The organism is Glutamicibacter sp. HZAU (genome assembly GCF_004100365.1).
GTDB lineage: Bacteria > Actinomycetota > Actinomycetes > Actinomycetales > Micrococcaceae > Glutamicibacter > Glutamicibacter nicotianae.
On sequence record NZ_SCKZ01000006.1, the window covers coordinates 168,466 to 184,323 of the forward strand.

The 15,858-nt window shown below is 64.2% G+C and carries 15 protein-coding genes and 1 rRNA gene; 2 read left to right on the top strand and 14 right to left on the bottom strand.

Going from position 1 to position 15,858, the window contains the following annotated elements:
• Nucleotides 1-46: 46 nt before the first annotated feature.
• A 16S ribosomal RNA gene (locus EKH49_RS10535) occupies nt 47-1,572 on the bottom strand.
• A gap of 446 nt (nt 1,573-2,018) precedes the next feature.
• Between EKH49_RS10535 and EKH49_RS10540 the strand changes: the two genes are divergently transcribed.
• Nucleotides 2,019-2,972: an NAD(P)H-dependent flavin oxidoreductase gene (locus EKH49_RS10540; RefSeq protein ID WP_128470806.1), complete on the top strand. Its 954-nt coding sequence runs from the start codon at nt 2,019-2,021 to the stop codon at nt 2,970-2,972.
• On the opposite strand, the gene panC is transcribed toward EKH49_RS10540, so the two are convergent.
• The 13 genes from panC to dacB form a co-directional block, all read right to left on the bottom strand.
• Entirely contained in the window at nt 2,969-3,835 is an 867-nt protein-coding gene (gene panC / locus EKH49_RS10545) for a pantoate--beta-alanine ligase (RefSeq protein ID WP_128470807.1), read from the bottom strand. The genes EKH49_RS10540 and panC overlap by 4 nt on opposite strands.
• Before the next feature lie 5 nt (nt 3,836-3,840).
• Nucleotides 3,841-4,707, bottom strand: a complete 867-nt coding sequence (locus EKH49_RS10550) for a Rossmann-like and DUF2520 domain-containing protein (protein WP_038992645.1) — start codon at nt 4,705-4,707, stop codon at nt 3,841-3,843.
• A gap of 2 nt (nt 4,708-4,709) precedes the next feature.
• Complete coding sequence (locus tag EKH49_RS10555) at nt 4,710-6,107, bottom strand: PH domain-containing protein (RefSeq protein ID WP_128470808.1); 1,398 nt, start codon at nt 6,105-6,107, stop codon at nt 4,710-4,712.
• Nucleotides 6,104-6,601 (bottom strand): PH domain-containing protein, encoded by a 498-nt coding sequence (locus tag EKH49_RS10560; RefSeq protein ID WP_128470809.1) that lies wholly within the window; start codon nt 6,599-6,601, stop codon nt 6,104-6,106. Before EKH49_RS10560 ends, EKH49_RS10555 begins: the two co-directional genes overlap by 4 nt.
• Nucleotides 6,570-7,031 (bottom strand): DUF3180 domain-containing protein, encoded by a 462-nt coding sequence (locus EKH49_RS10565; RefSeq protein WP_052253925.1) that lies wholly within the window; start codon nt 7,029-7,031, stop codon nt 6,570-6,572. The genes EKH49_RS10560 and EKH49_RS10565 overlap by 32 nt, the downstream gene beginning before the upstream one ends.
• A complete protein-coding gene (folK, locus tag EKH49_RS10570; protein ID WP_161567503.1) occupies nt 7,028-7,861 on the bottom strand; it encodes a 2-amino-4-hydroxy-6-hydroxymethyldihydropteridine diphosphokinase in 834 nt (277 codons plus the stop codon). Before folK ends, EKH49_RS10565 begins: the two co-directional genes overlap by 4 nt.
• A complete protein-coding gene (gene folP / locus EKH49_RS10575) occupies nt 7,848-8,750 on the bottom strand; it encodes a dihydropteroate synthase (protein ID WP_236641125.1) in 903 nt (300 codons plus the stop codon). The genes folK and folP overlap by 14 nt, the downstream gene beginning before the upstream one ends.
• 7 nt (nt 8,751-8,757) lie before the next feature.
• Nucleotides 8,758-9,336 carry a GTP cyclohydrolase I FolE gene (gene folE, locus EKH49_RS10580; protein ID WP_073707224.1) on the bottom strand — a complete coding sequence of 193 codons (579 nt, stop codon included), beginning with the start codon at nt 9,334-9,336 and terminating at the stop codon, nt 8,758-8,760.
• A gap of 9 nt (nt 9,337-9,345) precedes the next feature.
• Nucleotides 9,346-11,271 carry an ATP-dependent zinc metalloprotease FtsH gene (gene ftsH, locus EKH49_RS10585; RefSeq protein WP_038992651.1) on the bottom strand — a complete coding sequence of 642 codons (1,926 nt, stop codon included), beginning with the start codon at nt 11,269-11,271 and terminating at the stop codon, nt 9,346-9,348.
• 107 nt (nt 11,272-11,378) lie between these two features.
• Complete coding sequence (hpt, locus tag EKH49_RS10590) at nt 11,379-11,930, bottom strand: hypoxanthine phosphoribosyltransferase (protein WP_128470811.1); 552 nt, start codon at nt 11,928-11,930, stop codon at nt 11,379-11,381.
• Between the two features lie 64 nt (nt 11,931-11,994).
• On the bottom strand, nt 11,995-12,921 hold the full coding sequence (tilS, locus tag EKH49_RS10595) for a tRNA lysidine(34) synthetase TilS (RefSeq protein ID WP_236641126.1): 927 nt from the start codon (nt 12,919-12,921) through the stop codon (nt 11,995-11,997).
• A complete protein-coding gene (locus tag EKH49_RS10600) occupies nt 12,918-13,844 on the bottom strand; it encodes a zinc-dependent metalloprotease (RefSeq protein WP_128470812.1) in 927 nt (308 codons plus the stop codon). The genes tilS and EKH49_RS10600 overlap by 4 nt, the downstream gene beginning before the upstream one ends.
• A 17-nt stretch (nt 13,845-13,861) precedes the next feature.
• Nucleotides 13,862-15,226 (bottom strand): D-alanyl-D-alanine carboxypeptidase/D-alanyl-D-alanine endopeptidase, encoded by a 1,365-nt coding sequence (gene dacB, locus EKH49_RS10605; RefSeq protein WP_128470813.1) that lies wholly within the window; start codon nt 15,224-15,226, stop codon nt 13,862-13,864.
• Nucleotides 15,227-15,323: 97 nt separating this feature from the next.
• Here dacB and EKH49_RS10610 point away from each other — a divergent pair, with 97 nt between their 5' ends.
• On the top strand, nt 15,324-15,803 hold the full coding sequence (locus tag EKH49_RS10610; RefSeq protein WP_038992659.1) for an inorganic diphosphatase: 480 nt from the start codon (nt 15,324-15,326) through the stop codon (nt 15,801-15,803).
• Nucleotides 15,804-15,858: the final 55 nt, after the last annotated feature.

Sequence of the window (15,858 nt, forward strand, 5' to 3'; positions counted from 1 at the left end):
AACACTCGTGTCCAGCATGGGCAACCAATAATGGTTAGCTCCTTAGAAAGGAGGTGATCCAGCCGCACCTTCCGGTACGGCTACCTTGTTACGACTTAGTCCCAATCGCCAGTCCCACCTTCGACGACTCCCCCCACACAAGGTGGTTAGGCCATCGGCTTCGGGTGTTACCAACTTTCGTGACTTGACGGGCGGTGTGTACAAGGCCCGGGAACGTATTCACCGCAGCGTTGCTGATCTGCGATTACTAGCGACTCCGACTTCATGGGGTCGAGTTGCAGACCCCAATCCGAACTGAGACCGGCTTTTAGGGATTAGCTCCACCTCACAGTATCGCAACCCATTGTACCGGCCATTGTAGCATGCGTGAAGCCCAAGACATAAGGGGCATGATGATTTGACGTCATCCCCACCTTCCTCCGAGTTGACCCCGGCAGTCTCCCATGAGTCCCCACCACTACGTGCTGGCAACATGGAACGAGGGTTGCGCTCGTTGCGGGACTTAACCCAACATCTCACGACACGAGCTGACGACAACCATGCACCACCTGTGAACCAGCCCCGAAGGGAAACCCCATCTCTGAGGCGGTCTGGCACATGTCAAGCCTTGGTAAGGTTCTTCGCGTTGCATCGAATTAATCCGCATGCTCCGCCGCTTGTGCGGGCCCCCGTCAATTCCTTTGAGTTTTAGCCTTGCGGCCGTACTCCCCAGGCGGGGCACTTAATGCGTTAGCTACGGCGCGGAAAACGTGGAATGTCCCCCACACCTAGTGCCCAACGTTTACGGCATGGACTACCAGGGTATCTAATCCTGTTCGCTCCCCATGCTTTCGCTCCTCAGCGTCAGTAAATGCCCAGAGACCTGCCTTCGCCATCGGTGTTCCTCCTGATATCTGCGCATTTCACCGCTACACCAGGAATTCCAGTCTCCCCTACATCACTCTAGTCTGCCCGTACCCACCGCAGATCCGAGGTTGAGCCTCGGACTTTCACGGCAGACGCGACAAACCGCCTACGAGCTCTTTACGCCCAATAAATCCGGATAACGCTTGCGCCCTACGTATTACCGCGGCTGCTGGCACGTAGTTAGCCGGCGCTTCTTCTGCAGGTACCGTCACTTTCGCTTCTTCCCTACTGAAAGAGGTTTACAACCCGAAGGCCGTCATCCCTCACGCGGCGTCGCTGCATCAGGCTTGCGCCCATTGTGCAATATTCCCCACTGCTGCCTCCCGTAGGAGTCTGGGCCGTGTCTCAGTCCCAGTGTGGCCGGTCACCCTCTCAGGCCGGCTACCCGTCGTCGCCTTGGTGAGCCATTACCTCACCAACAAGCTGATAGGCCGCGAGTCCATCCCCCACCGATAAATCTTTCCACCACAAAACATGCGTTCCATGGTCATATCCGGTATTAGACCCAGTTTCCCGGGCTTATCCCAGAGTCGGGGGCAGGTTACTCACGTGTTACTCACCCGTTCGCCACTAATCCACCCAGCAAGCTGGGCTTCATCGTTCGACTTGCATGTGTTAAGCACGCCGCCAGCGTTCATCCTGAGCCAGGATCAAACTCTCCATAAAAAATAAAAAGCCACCAGCAACCCCTTGGAAAATAAGGGCGAAGCCGATGAAGTCCTGGCGAATAATAAAACACTCAAACCATCACACGGGGGTGCAATGATTCAAGCAAATGTTATGTATTCACCAAATAAAAATATTCGGTATCAACAAACTTGGCACACTATTGAGTTCTCAAACAACAAACACTCTCGACACCACACCAGCCACCCTTGGTGGCCACTGCTTCGCTCCGGAGCAACTTTTCCAACTTACCAGACTTCCTTATCCGATCAAAATCGGCGGAAAACCTTCAGTGAAAAGTGATTGGCTGCCGGGTAAACAATCGGTAGATTCCGTGTTGTTTCCGTTCCGGCAACAGATAAAAACTATACACAGGTTCTTGGGCACTTACAAATCGAGGGGCCGCGTTCTAGGTCACATGCATTCCGCTGTTCTAGTCTGGGCTCATGAGCGACCTGCAAAGACTCCTTGGATACCGTGAACCCATCTTCAATGCATCTATGGCTGGCGCGGCTGGCGGCGCCTTGGCTGCAGCTGTTTCCCACGCGGGAGGTGTAGGGATGATCGGTTCGCCTGCAACTCCCACAGCTGACTGGATTGAACAGCAAACGCAATTCGTTGAATCCCTGAGTACTCCATGGGGCGTCGGCTTCATGGCCTGGGCGCTGGAAACGGATCTCTCCCCGCTAGAGGCCTTCTTGGAGTTCGGGCCCTCGTTGGTGACCTTGAGCTTCGGCGATGTCACCCGGGCCGCGGCGGTAGCCCATGAGGCTGGAGTTCTGACCGCCATGCAGGTAGGCAACGCGGCAGATCTGGAACGCGCCATGGCTGATGACATCGACATCATCATTGCCCGTGGCGCAGAAGGAGGCGGACACGGTCGCAATGAAGCTGGAACCCTGCCGTTGCTCCAGCTGGCAACCGCCCAGCACCAGAAGCCGGTGATCGCGGCAGGCGGCATCGGCACCGCACGGGGTGTCGCCGCGGTGCTTTCAGCTGGCGCCGAAGCCGCCTGGATCGGCACCCGCTTCCTTTCGGCAACAGAAGCCAGCGGGCACGAGAACATGAAGAGCGCAGTGCGCAACGCGGGCCTGGATGGCACCATCTACACGCGTGCCTTCGATATTGCCCAGCAACTGCCATGGGCGCCGGAATTCGGCGGGCGCGCCCTGCGCAATGCGTTCAGCGACAAGCACGAGGACCTGTCTGCCTGGGAGCCGAACGATGCACTGCGCGAGCAGATGATCAAGGCCCGGGCCGAAGCGATGACGGACATCGCTCCGGTTTACGCCGGCGAGGCAGTGCAGTTCGTGGATGCCGAGCAGCCGGCCGCCGACGTCATGCGGGAGCTGTGCGGCTTCCGCCAGATCCTCTCGGATGCTGCCCGGCGCTTTTCCTAGATCGGCTGGTTGTCGATCAGCCGGACACTGCCCACTTTCGCCGCGACAAGGACCAGGCCTTCTCCGGTAAAGGGGGTGTCCTGGCAGTTGAATGCCAGTTCCTGCAGGGTATCCGGGTTGACGACGACGAAGTAGTCAAGCTGAACCAGAGGTTCCATCTGGTACATGCCGATGGCATCTTCGATGTACAGCGGCTCGTTGCGTGCCGCGCGATCGGCAATCAGCTGGATCGAACGGTGCAGCACCAATGCCGCTTCCTTCTCTTCCTCGCTGAGCAATGCATTGCGGCTGGACAGCGCCAGGCCCTTCTCGCTGCGCACGATCGGCACCGCACGCAGCTCTACCGGGTAATCCAGGTCGGCAACCATGCGGCGGATCAGCACCAACTGCTGGGCATCCTTCTGGCCGAAGTAGGCGCGGTATTCGCCACGGCGCGGGTCTGCCAGGTGCAGCAGCTTGGCAACAACTGCCAGCATTCCATCGAAGTGGCCCGGCCGCGAGGCGCCTTCATACATTTCGCCCATTGCGCCGGAGTCCAACTTCACCAACGGCAGGCCGGCGTGGTAGATCTCGGAAGCTTCCGGGGCAAAGACGATATCCACCCCGGCAGCAGCGGCCAGCTGGACATCGGCGTCGAACTGGCGCGGATACTTCGCGTAGTCGTTGGCATCGTTGAACTGCAGTTCATTGACGAATACTGAAATGACGACAAGTTCATTTTCTTCACGGGCTGCCTTGAACAGCGAAGCGTGGCCGCTGTGCAGGGCTCCCATGGTGGGCACGAAGCCCAGCGATCCCGGGTTGGCTGCGGCAATGGCGGCCTTCAGCTCGGCACGGGTCTTGACAATCTTCGGGGTATTCACGCTATCTATTCTAGAACTCGCAAGAGCTCTTCCAGCGTGCTCTGGGAGATCAGCCCGCGGTCGGCCGCGCGCAGTGCCGTCGCCCGCGAGAGGCTCCGGTAGGAATTATTCGTTTCTGCCGGGTCGTCGGCCAACGCCTGCAGGTGCGCGGTCACCGTCCCGCGATCGCCGCGGGCCACCGGGCCGGTCAGGGCGCCGGCTCCGGAACGCAGCGCGTTATCCAGGCTCGCGTACATCAGGGCTCGCAGGGTATTGGATGGCTCTTCCACGCCGATGCGGCGCAGGATATCGGCCGATTGCGCCGTGATGGTGTTCAGGTGGTTTGCCGCATGGGCCAGGGCCGCGTGGTAGCTGACCCGGTCCTGCTCGGCGATCACCACCGGCTCTCCGCGCATCTCCACCACCAGCGCCTGGGCGACCGGCAGGATGGCCTCGTCGGCGGTGACCGCGAAAACGCAATCGGTCAGCCGCTGCAGGTCCATGCTCATCCCGGTGAAGGTCATTGCCGGGTGGATTGCCAGGCCGAAGGCGCCGGCGTCCATGGCCGGCTGCAGGATCGAGGTGCCGTACCGCCCGGCGGTGTGGGCGACCAGCTGCCCCACGGAGAAATGCCCGCCCGCTGCCAGCCCGGCCACGAGTTCGCCGAGCACATCATCCGGCACAGCAAAGAGCACCAGTTCGCTGCGCCGCAGGATTTCTGCCGGGTCCAGCAGTTCCACGCCGGGCAGCAGGGCGTCGGCGCGATCGCGCGAAGCCTCCGAGACTGCATGGATGCCGGTGATCCGGTGCCCGCTGGCGGCCAGCGCCGCACCGAGCACGGTGCCTACCTTGCCGGCCGAGATGATGCCGATTCCCAAGCGTGGTGCGTCCACTTCTACCTTTCAACCAGGCGCCGGGTTTGCGCCCGGATAAATTCTGCCGCGGTGTCCGCATCAATCTGATGCACGTATCCGGTGATGCTTCCGCCAGCACTGTGCAAGCGGACACCGGCCAGTCTACGTCCTCGCTCCCACGGCCCCTGTATCCAGCTCATGCCCTGCACCCGGTTATGCGGCACGAAGCTGGCTTGGCGCGCCAGCCAGCCGTACCGGGAAATCACCGTGGTGCCGGTGGCCAAAAATCCCTGGTGCTTCCATGCCCCGGGGGACAACGGCTTGGCGCGTTCCGGGGAGCCGATGAACCCGTGCTCGGATCCGGTGCTCACCGCCGTGGCCAGCACCTCGCGCTGGTTCTCGACGCCTAGGTCCGGCAGCAGGATCCCCATGATCCGGGCGACCGACTCGAAGTCGCCCACCGGGAGCACCTGCAGGTTGTCGGCGTCATCGCTCTTGGTGCCCAGCACGTTGACCTCCACCTTGTACCAGCCCAGCATCCGCCAGAAGAAGGGGGCCGTCACCGAAATGGCCTGGACCCGGCCGGAGGGAATGGAGTGCTGGCGGGTGTCGGCCAGACCGTAGCTGATCCGCATGCCGGTGTCCGAGGCACTGGCGGTGAAGTTCCAGCCCTGGTTCAGCTGCTTGTAGAACCAGCTGCCGAAGGCCAGCACCGAGGGCACCAGGCCGGCGATGATTCCCTCGACCCCGGTAATCCACAGCACCACCATCGACAGGCAGGCAAGCAGACCGATGATCACCGGCAGCTGCAGGAACAGCGAGGCGATCAGCCGACCGATGGGCACCTTGGCCATCAGCGGCGATGCTTGCATGGCAGGCTGCGGATCGGCCGGCGCGGGCGCATCTGCCGCAGCCTGTTCGGCTTCTGGGGCATGCGCGGGTCGTCCGCCGCGGGCCCGTTGGAGGATGACCTGACGCAACGCGTGGGCGTCGGCCTTGCGCAGGAAGGAAAGGCGCAGCACCGACTCGGAGGAATCGGCCACGTCGAAGCGCAGCTCGGCAAGTCCCAGCAGCCGGGCAACCAGCGGCTGGGCGATGTCGATGCCCTGCACCTTGTCGATGCGCGCCTGCTTCTGGCTGCGGAAGAGCATCCCTGAATTCACGTACACGTGCGTGCTGGTGAGCTTGTAGCGGGTGAAATACCAGGAAAGGAAGTAGAAGATGAGCACCACGAGCAGGGCGATGCCGGCGCCCGCGACGGTCCAGATCAGCCTGTCGCCGGAAAAGCGTTCAACCCAGGACAGTTCGTCGGTGTTCTGCCAGTAGATGTAGACCAGGCCGATGATGGCCAGCCAGCCGTGGACGAAGGGGCTGGCCGGGTGCACCCGCTGCCATGGCTCGGCGCTGTCACCGGCGGCCGGTTCCACGGACTGGCTCATAGCATCTGCTCTTCGCCGGCGGCCACGAGCCGTTCGCGCAATTCCTGGCCTTCGCGCTCGGGCAGCCCGTAGACGTGCGCGGTGGCGCCGGAGCCTGCGGTGTTCAGCGTCAACTGGCACAGGCCGTAGCGGCGCTCCAGCGGTCCGCTGTTGACCTCGACATACTGCATCCGGCCGTAGGGAATGACTACCTGCTTGCGCCACATCACCCCTGAGCGGACAATGAAGTCTTCCTCGCGTTCGAGGTAGCCCAGTGCGGCGACCTGGCGGCGGATGATGCGCAGGGCCAGCAGTGCCAGCAGCAGCACCAGCAGGATCGGGGTGAGCACCAGCCACGGCGCAATGCCGGCGCCGGTTGCGGCCAGCACGGCAGGAACCAGGGAGGCCAGCAGGATCACGCCCCAGGTGATCGCCCAGGTGGTGAGCTTGACCTTGGCATAGTCCCGGTGGGCTGGGGTGAAGCTACTCGGTGACCACGGAGTCGCTGTTGCCATCGGTATCCTCCGGTGGAAGTTTGCACAGTTGCTGAACAATATACCCAATGACCACCATGAGGAGCCCGGCACCGGCCAGCACCAAGCCGCGGGTCAGGGTGGGGGTCATGCCGGTGGCCGCCCAGAGCATGATGATGGCTGGAACATGCCAGCCGGCGATGACCGCGCCGGCATAGGCCGAGGCCTGCGCCAGCACCAGAGTGCGGGCCGCGGCGATCGGCTCGAAGTCGGCTTTGCCCTGGGTGGAGCGCTTCACCCGGATCCCCAGGAACAGCACCACCGCGCAGACTGCGCCCAGCGAGTACAGCGCGGAGTAGTCCAGCACCGGAGCATACCGGCCGGCCGAGGTGAGCAGGCGCAGCGCAATCCAGCCGGCCGCGGCTCCGAACCCGGCGCACGCGAACAGCCAGCGCAGCTTCAGCTTTGTCATAGCCGGATGATGTCTTTCGCATCGGCGGCTTCGGCGGCCAGCCGGGACACCAGTTGCCCGTCCAGCACCGCGTCCGGATCCATCCAGCTCCACGGGGCCAGCACGAAGCCGCGGATCGCGGCGCGCGGATGCGGCAGGGTCAGCCGCTCGTCATCCAGGCGCAGCTGGTCGTAGGCGATCAAGTCCAAATCCAGGGTGCGTGCTTCCCAGCGCACCTCGCGGGTGCGGTGGTGCTTGGCCTCGATGGACTGGCATAAATCCAGCAGCTCATGCGGGGAGCGCCGGGTGCGCACCTGGACTACCTGGTTGGTGTAGTCCGGCTGGTCCGGCGGGCCGCCCACCGGCTTGGTGATGGCCAGCGGGGACACCTTGAGCAGCTCTGTTTCCGCACCGAGCTCCTGCACCGCGGCGGCCAGCGTGGCCTGCGGGTCGCCCAGGTTGGCGCCCAGCGCGATGATCGCGGTGTGCTGTTTCTGGTGCCGGGTCAGCGAGATCGTGACATCGCTGAATGGCACCGGGATCGGCGCCTGCGGCTTGTGCACCACCACGTCGATGGCGGCCACGGAAGGGTAGGCGGCGAGGATCGCCTCGGCGATTTCGCTGCCCAGCTTCTCGATCAAGTCCCACGGGCCGGCCTTGATCTGCTCGACCACCAGCTCGCTGACTTCGCCGTAGTGCACGGTGTCCAGCACATTGTCGCTGGCTGCCGCCCGCGTGATGTCCACGTGCAGCACCACGTCGATGATGAATTCCTGGCCGTCGCGCTTCTCATGCTCGAACACGCCATGGTAGCCGGTGGCCGAAATTCCGTAGATGCTAATGCGATCCATAGGCCTGCACGACTTCGATGGCGTCGCGGCTGCCGGCGACATCGTGCACGCGCACCGCCCAGACCTTGTCGCGGGCGCCGAGCACGGTGGTGGCCACGGTTGCCGCATCGCGTTCCAGCGGTGCCCGGCTCTTGGAGCCTTCGGCCAGCAGCTCGCCCAAGAAGCGCTTGCGGCTGGTGCCGATCAGCACGCGGTGGCCGAGCTCTTCCATGGCAGGGACGTTGGCCAGCAGCGCCCAGTTGTGCTCCGCATCCTTGGCGAAGCCCAGTCCCGGGTCGATGATGATCTGTTCCGGGGCCACGCCCTTGGCGACGAACTCGTCGCGCAGGCCGCGCAGCTCGCCGATGACCTCTGCGACCACGTCCTGGTAGTTGGCCTCGGCGACCATGTTCTGCGCGGTGCCGCGGCGGTGCATGAGCACGTAGGGGACGCCGGTTTCAGCGATCAGCTCGGGCATGCCCTGCTCGTAGGTCAGGCCGGAGACGTCGTTGATGATGTGCGCGCCAGCCTCGATGGCCGCGCGGGCGGTGGAGACATGCATGGTGTCCACGGAGATCACGGCGCCGGCCTTCACCAGGGCTTCGATGACCGGGATGATGCGCTCCTGCTCGAGGGCCGGATCCACGTCCTTGGCGCCGGGGCGGGTGGATTCGCCGCCCACGTCGATGATGTCCGCGCCGGAGTAGAGCAGCTTCAGGCCCTGGTCGATCGCGGCATCGGTGGACAGGTACTTCCCGCCGTCCGAGAAGGAGTCCTCGGTGACGTTCAGGATGCCCATGACCAGGGTGCGGCCGGTGGGCAGGTCGGCCATCGTCTTCTTCTTGGACTTGCGGATGACGGGCAGGGGGCTGGTGTTCGGGCCGGTGCCCGGGATCGCTCCAAGCGACATGGGGTTCCTACTTTCCGAGGATCAGGCTCATGGCTTCGGCACGGGTGGCAGTCTCGCGCAGCTGGCCGCGCACCGCACTGGTCACGGTCTTCGCTCCGGGCTTCTGCACCCCGCGCATGGACATGCACATGTGCTCGCATTCGACAACGACAATCGCGCCGGCCGGGCTCAGGTGCTCCACCAGCGCATCGACGATCTGGGTGGTCAGGCGTTCCTGGACCTGCGGGCGGCGGGCGTACACCTCGACCAGGCGGGCCAGCTTGGACAGGCCGGTGACCTTGCCGCCCTTGCCCGGGATGTAGCCGATATGCGCCGAACCGTAGAAGGGCACCAGGTGGTGCTCGCAGGTCGAGTAGAACGGGATGTCCTTGACCAGCACCATCTCATCGTGCTCGATGTCGAAGGTGGTGGACAGGTGGTCTGCCGGTTGCTGGTGCAGGCCGGCGAAGAACTCCGCGTAGGCCTTGGCCACCCGCTTCGGGGTGTCGACCAGGCCGTCGCGGTCGGGGTCCTCGCCGATGGCCTCCAGGATCTCGCGCACGGCTGCCGCGATCCGCGGCTGGTCAATCTCTTTCAGTTCACTCACGCTTCGATCCTAGTCGGTCGAGGAAGCTGCGCGCTCCTTGGGGCTTAATATCGGGCCCTCGCTGTGCACCGGACGGGCCTCGTTGCTCAGCCAGACTTCGCGCTTCTCGCGCTTGACCAGGTCGGCGAAGATCTCCGCGATCTCCGCCTGGTTCAGGGTCTCGCGCTCCAGCAGGGCCAGGGCCAGGCGGTCGAGCACATGGCGGTTGGCGGTCAGCGCCTGATAGGCGTCGTTGTGCGCCTGCTCGATCAGCTCGCGTACCTCTTGGTCCACGAGGTGGGCCATTTCGTCGGAGAATTCGCGGGCGGCGTTGCCCATGCCCTGCTCGGCTGCCGAGCCGGCCAGGCGCACCGCGCCGACCTTCTCGCTCATGCCGTATTCGGTGACCATCTTGCGCGCGGTGGCGGTGGCCTTCTCGATGTCGTTCGATGCTCCGGTGGACGGGTCGTGGAAGACGATCTCCTCGGCGACGCGCCCGCCCATGGCGTAGGCCATCTGGTCCAGCAGCTCGTTGCGGGTGACCGAGTACTTGTCGGATTCCGGAACCACCATGGTGTAGCCCAGCGCGCGGCCGCGCGGCAGGATGGTGATCTTGGTGACCGGTGCGGTCTGGTTCATCGCGGCGGCGACCAGCGCGTGCCCGCCCTCGTGGTAGGCAGTGACCTTGCGCTCGTGCTCGTCCATCAGCCGGGTGCGCTTCTGCGGGCCGGCCATGACGCGGTCGATGGCCTCATCCAGCGCGCGGTCGTCGATCAGGTTCGCGTTGGAGCGTGCGGTGAGCAGCGCGGCCTCGTTGAGCACGTTGGCCAAATCGGCGCCGGTGTAGCCCGGGGTCTTCTTCGCGACGGCGTTCAGATCCACGGTGGCGTCCATCGGCTTGCCCTTGGCGTGCACCGACAGGATCTGTTCGCGGCCCTTCAAGTCCGGTGCCTCCACCGGGATCTGCCGGTCGAAGCGGCCCGGGCGCAGCAGCGCCGGGTCCAGCACGTCGGGACGGTTGGTCGCGGCGATCAGGATGACGTTGGTGGTGGCGTCGAAGCCGTCCATCTCGACGAGCAGCTGGTTCAGGGTCTGCTCGCGCTCGTCGTTGCCGCCGCCGATGCCGGCGCCGCGGTGGCGGCCCACCGCGTCGATTTCGTCGACGAAGATGATCGCCGGGGAATTGTTCTTGGCCTGTTCGAACAGGTCGCGCACGCGCGAGGCGCCCACGCCGACGAACATCTCGACGAAGTCGGAGCCGGAAATCGAGTAGAACGGCACCTGGGCTTCGCCGGCCACCGCCTTGGCCAGCAGGGTCTTGCCGGTGCCCGGAGGGCCGTAGAGCAGCACGCCCTTGGGGATCTTCGCGCCCAAGGCCTGGAACTTGGCTGGTTCCTGCAGGAATTCCTTGATTTCGTGGAGTTCTTCCACTGCCTCGTCGGCGCCGGCGACGTCCTTGAAGGTCACCTGCGGCATGTCCTTGGTGATCAGCTTCGCCTTGGACTTGCCGAACTGCATGACCTTGGAACCGCCGCCCTGCGAGCGGGCGAGGATGAACCAGAAGATGCCGGCGATCAGCAGGAACGGGATGATGATCCCGAGCATCGACAGCAGCCAGTTGCTTTCCACCGGCTGGTCGGTGAACTTGCCCAGATTGGCCTTGTTGATCTCATCGACCACTTGTTCGGCGCGGGCGGTCGAGTAGTAGAAGCTCACCGTGGTGCCCTTGTCCACGCCGTCCACCTTCAGGGCGTCGCGCAACTTCAGGTCGACACGCTGGTCGCCGTCGAACATCTTCGCTTCGGTGACATTGCCGCTTGTCAGCTGGTGCAAGCCGACGGAGGTATCCACCTTGGCAGAATTATTGCCAAAGACCATCGGCAGGAACAGCACCACTGCGACGACGCCGACCAAAACCCAAATGATCCAGCTGTTAAAAAGCTTCTTCGTTTTCATTGATCCGCCAGGCCCCGCGCCTGGCGCATCCCCCTCACGCACTGCTCTGGCGTCCGGGTCACGCCACCTTCGATACTTCTCAACGCCCCAATGGCGCGAAAAGTTCCCTACTGATAAATGTGCGGGGCCAAGGTGCCCACGCAATCCAGGTTGCGGTACTTTTCCGCGTAGTCCAGGCCGTAGCCCACGACGAATTCGTTCGGGATGTCCATGCCGACGTACTTGACATCGATTTCCACCTTGGCTGCCTCGGGCTTGCGCAGCAGGGTGCAGATTTCCACCGATGCCGGGCCGCGGGATTCCAGGTTGGACTTCAGCCAGGACAAGGTCAGGCCGGAGTCGATGATGTCCTCGACGATCAGCACGTGCTTGCCCATCAAGTCGGAATCCAGGTCCTTGAGGATGCGCACCACACCGGAGGACTGGGTACCCGAACCGTAGGATGACACTGCCATCCAGTCCATGGTCAGGTGGGAGTTCAGCGCGCGGACCAGGTCGGCCATGATCATCACGGCGCCCTTGAGCACACCTACCACGAGGATGTCGCGGCCTTCGTAATCCTTGTCGATCTGCGCGGCGAGTTCCTCCACGCGGGTCTGGATTTCTTCCTTGGTGTACAGAACGTGCGCAAGATCGGCCTTGACTGCATTGGAATCCACGAGAATTCTCCTGATTCTAGAGGTGTGGTACTTACCTAGAGTGCCACATTTGGCGGATTGTTGTTTAGCCGGTTGTGGTGAAAACTATCACCGATTGCCGGCGGAAGGCGCTGATCGCGCCATCGAGCTGCACCGGACCAGCTGATTTGGACTTGGGGACGCCGAATCCGGCCAGCGCGCAGAGCGCCGCTGTTCGCTCATGGCCCACATTCCGGGCACCGGCTTCCATGGCGGCCAGGCGTAATACTCGCGAGCTGACGGCCACCGGCAGCTTGGCCAGTTCCGCGATCCGCAACCCGTGCTCCGCCTTGGCCGCCTGCGCCCAGGAATCCAGTGCCTGGGCATCGGCGGCGGCCAGGCTGGCGGTGCGCGCCAGGGCTTCGGGCAGGTGCTCGCCGAGTTCCGCGCGCAGCAAGGGCAGGATCCGGTGGCGGATGAGATTGCGCCGGTAGCCGGTGTCCGTGTTGCTCGGATCTTCCCAGAAGTCCAGGCCCGCCTCCCGGCAGATCTGCTCGGTCTGCTCCCGGGACAGTTCCAGCAGGGGCCGCCGGTAGGGTCCGCGGCTGGCCGGGATGCCTGCCAGCGAACGGGTACCCGATCCGCGCAGCAATCCGAGCAGCACCTGCTCGGCCTGGTCGTCGCGGGTATGCGCGAGCATCAGCGTCTGCGCATTGTGCTGGATGATCGCCGCTTCGAAGGCCCGGTATCTGGCCTTGCGCGCCGAATCCTCATCTTTCGAGGTCTCGACCCGGATCACCTGCACCGGATCCAGCCCCAGCTCGCGGCACTGCGCGGCGGCGTGCTCGGCCACCTCGGCGCTGCCGGCCTGCAGGCCGTGGTCGATGACCACCGCGCCGAAGGAACCAGGCAGCGTCGCCGCGGCAATGGCCAGGGCCAGCGAGTCGGCGCCGCCGGAGACCCCGATCAGGTTCAGCCCCGGCGCGCAGCTGGCTTGGATCGCGCCGCGGGCGAGGTGCAGGGCGCGGCTCATCGGGTGCGGGCCAGCCAGCGTTCGGGGTGCTCGAGTTCCTCGGAGCTGGGGAACAGCTCGCGGGCGGTGAAGATCTCGTTGAAGCCTTCATAGCCGATCTCATCGACGATATGACGCACGAATTTCGCCCCGCGCTTGTACTGCAGCGCCTTGGCATCCAGGCCCAGCAGCTTGCCCAGCAGGATCGCCAGGGCCGAGCGGTTCTCGCCGCGGGCTTCGAAGCGGCGGCGGATGGTCTTGATGCTGCGGATCGAGGTGACATCGTTCATCACCACCATGGCGTGGCCCTCCAGCACCGACATGATGCTGGTCAGCTCGGAAACCTCGGACTTCATGGATTTCAGGCGTTCGCCCAGTGCGCCCATGGAATTGGTAGTGCCGGCCAGCGGCTCGAAGGCCTCGGCCAGCGTCTGCTTCATGACCTCGGGGATCCAGGGGGCATGCTCGAATTGCAGGCGGTGGGTCTGCTCATGGGTGGCGATCCACAGGTAGAAGTCGCGGGCGTTGACGTTCAGTTCGCCGCGGATCTGGGTGATGGTCGGGGCATTGAGCAGCAGCCGGGGTCCGACGAACGGATCGAATTGGCCCAGCACCCGGGTGCCGAGCACCGAGAGCACCGCGCCGAGTTCGGCGCCGGCGATCAGCGGTACCGCGCCGGGGACATCCTGGCGCATTGACGGGAGCATGGCCGCGAAGTTCTGGCTGACGGCCTTGGCCCAGCCTGAGCGGTCCACCACCAGGGTCTGCGCTGGCGCAGTCGAGGCCAGCCTGGAGACCTTCTCGGCCTCCACCAGGCCTTCGCCGGCGGCGATGCGCAGTTCCTCGACGATCCGGGCGGCATCCTGGGCCTGGATCTTCGGCCCGGCGGGCATCAGGGTTTTCGCGGCCTTGGCCGCCAGCTTCCAATCGACGAACTGGTTCATTTACTGCTCCTGAGCTTTCAGCTCCGGCAGCCACAACCGCGGATGGCGGTGACTGCAGAGTCAATGGTTGGCTTGTGGGGTGCGAGTGCTCCGTTGGGCTGGTTGGCATAGATCGAGAAGGCGAGCAGGCGCCCGTCCTCGGTCATGGTCATGCCGGTCAGCGTGGCCACGCCGGTCAGCGAGCCGGTCTTGGCACGGACCAGACCAAGTGTCGCGGCACCGTCCAGGCGGTGCATCAGGGTGCCGTTGTAGCCGGAGACCGGCAGCGAATAGACGAGCTCGCGCAATTCCGGCTTGCCGCTGGTGGCCGCCGAGCGCAGCACTGCGGTCAGCGCGGCGGGCGAAATCTGGTTCTTGGCGGCCAGGCCGCTGGCGTCCACCAGCGAAAGGCCACTCGCCCCGTGCTCGGCGGCTACCGCGGCGACGGCGGCTCCCGCCTGCTCGGCGGGCATCTGGCGCTTGAGCGCGACCAGCCGTCCCATGGTTTCGGCGATGTAGTTATCCGAGACCAGCAGCATGTGCTTGACGACATCACGCAGCGGCGCGGATTTCACCTCGGTGATCTGCTCGCCGCCGGCATAGGGGCCGCGGCCGCCCTCGGTCACCGTGATGCGCTCGCCCAGGGCCCGGGCGAAGACCTTGCGGACCTGCTGGGCGGCGTCGGACTGGTAGGCGGTGCTGGTGCTCTGCCCGGCACGCCCGGCGTAGTGCGCTATCGGGTAGACCTCGCCAATATTGTTCGAGGTGAACAACGACTTGTCCCAGTCCGGGTTGCTGTGCGCGTCGCCGAACAGCGAGTCGTCCAGCCACAGCTCGACCTCGCCGATCCCGCGTTTTTCAAGCTCATCGGCGGTCTGCTTGGCCAAGGTCGCCAGTCCTGCATAGCCCTTGGGGTGCGCCGGGTCGGATTCCCCGTCGCCCAGCAGCACATCGCCCCCGCCGCGCAGGATCAGCGTTCCGCCATCGAGCAGCACGCTGGTGGACAGCTGGGTGCCTCCGCCCAGGGCGTCGAGGGCGGCGATGGCGGTGGCGACCTTCAGGCTGGAGGCCGGGGTGCCGTTTGCGGCGGCATTCTTGTCATACAGGACGTTGCCCGTGGCGACGTCCACCACCTGGGCGCTGAAGGAGGTCCGGTCGGGCTTGTCGGCAAGGATGGCATCCAGCTTCGCGGCGAGGATCCCGGGGTCCGGCTGCACGGCTTCGGGGTCCAGATCCTGCACGGCGACTGGGGATGGCGCGGCCAGTTGCGCGCTGGCCGGGGTGTAGGAAGCTTCGGGCTCCCCGGTGAAGAATCGCGGGGCCAGGAGCATCGCCACGACGACTGCAACCACGGCAACAATCGCCACCCCCAGCGTTATGGCGCGTCGGGCGGCAGTGTTCATATGGTTACATTCCTCTCGCAGTTTTATCCATCAGGCGCAATGGGGCGATACCCTTATTAGCGGATATCCCTAAGACTAGTTTAGGAGTGTGCTTTTCATGAGCCACGACGTGACCATCGAGATCCCTACCGGATCGCGCGTCAAGTACGAGATCGACCACGAGACCCACCGCCTGCGCCTGGATCGCGTGCTGTTCACCTCGATGCAGTACCCAACCCACTACGGCTACTTCGACGATACCTTGGGCGAAGATGGCGATCCATTGGACGCCATGGTCTACCTCCCGGGTGTCGACCTGATCCCAGGCGTTGTCGTGGAAGCCCGCCCGATTGGCGTCTTCAACATGACCGACGATGGCGGTGGCGATGCCAAGCTGCTGTGCGTTCCTGCCGACAAGCGCTTTGACCACATCAAGGAACTTGAAGACATCGACGAATGGCTGATCAAGGAGATCGAGCACTTCTTCACCCGCTACAAGGACTTGGAGCCAGGCAAGTGGGTCAAGGCCGAGGGCTGGGAAGGCCGCGAGGCTGCCGAAGCCGAGCTGGCTCGCTCCATCGAGCGCTTCAAGGCCTAGTCGCTGGATTTGAGCTGAAATGGCGGCGATCCCCATGCGGGGGTCGCCGCCATTG

What these genes read in the sequence shown, in the direction of transcription:
- EKH49_RS10540 (WP_128470806.1), top strand. Translation starts at nt 2,019, where the DNA reads ATGAGCGACCTGCAAAGACTCCTTGGATACCGTGAACCCATCTTCAAT.
- EKH49_RS10555 (WP_128470808.1), bottom strand. Translation starts at nt 6,107, where the DNA reads ATGAGCCAGTCCGTGGAACCGGCCGCCGGTGACAGCGCCGAGCCATGG.
- EKH49_RS10560 (WP_128470809.1), bottom strand. Translation starts at nt 6,601, where the DNA reads ATGGCAACAGCGACTCCGTGGTCACCGAGTAGCTTCACCCCAGCCCAC.
- EKH49_RS10565 (WP_052253925.1), bottom strand. Translation starts at nt 7,031, where the DNA reads ATGACAAAGCTGAAGCTGCGCTGGCTGTTCGCGTGCGCCGGGTTCGGA.
- folK (WP_161567503.1), bottom strand. Translation starts at nt 7,861, where the DNA reads ATGGATCGCATTAGCATCTACGGAATTTCGGCCACCGGCTACCATGGC.
- folP (WP_236641125.1), bottom strand. Translation starts at nt 8,750, where the DNA reads ATGTCGCTTGGAGCGATCCCGGGCACCGGCCCGAACACCAGCCCCCTG.
- ftsH (WP_038992651.1), bottom strand. Translation starts at nt 11,271, where the DNA reads ATGAAAACGAAGAAGCTTTTTAACAGCTGGATCATTTGGGTTTTGGTC.
- tilS (WP_236641126.1), bottom strand. Translation starts at nt 12,921, where the DNA reads ATGAGCCGCGCCCTGCACCTCGCCCGCGGCGCGATCCAAGCCAGCTGC.
- EKH49_RS10600 (WP_128470812.1), bottom strand. Translation starts at nt 13,844, where the DNA reads ATGAACCAGTTCGTCGATTGGAAGCTGGCGGCCAAGGCCGCGAAAACC.
- dacB (WP_128470813.1), bottom strand. Translation starts at nt 15,226, where the DNA reads ATGAACACTGCCGCCCGACGCGCCATAACGCTGGGGGTGGCGATTGTT.
- EKH49_RS10610 (WP_038992659.1), top strand. Translation starts at nt 15,324, where the DNA reads ATGAGCCACGACGTGACCATCGAGATCCCTACCGGATCGCGCGTCAAG.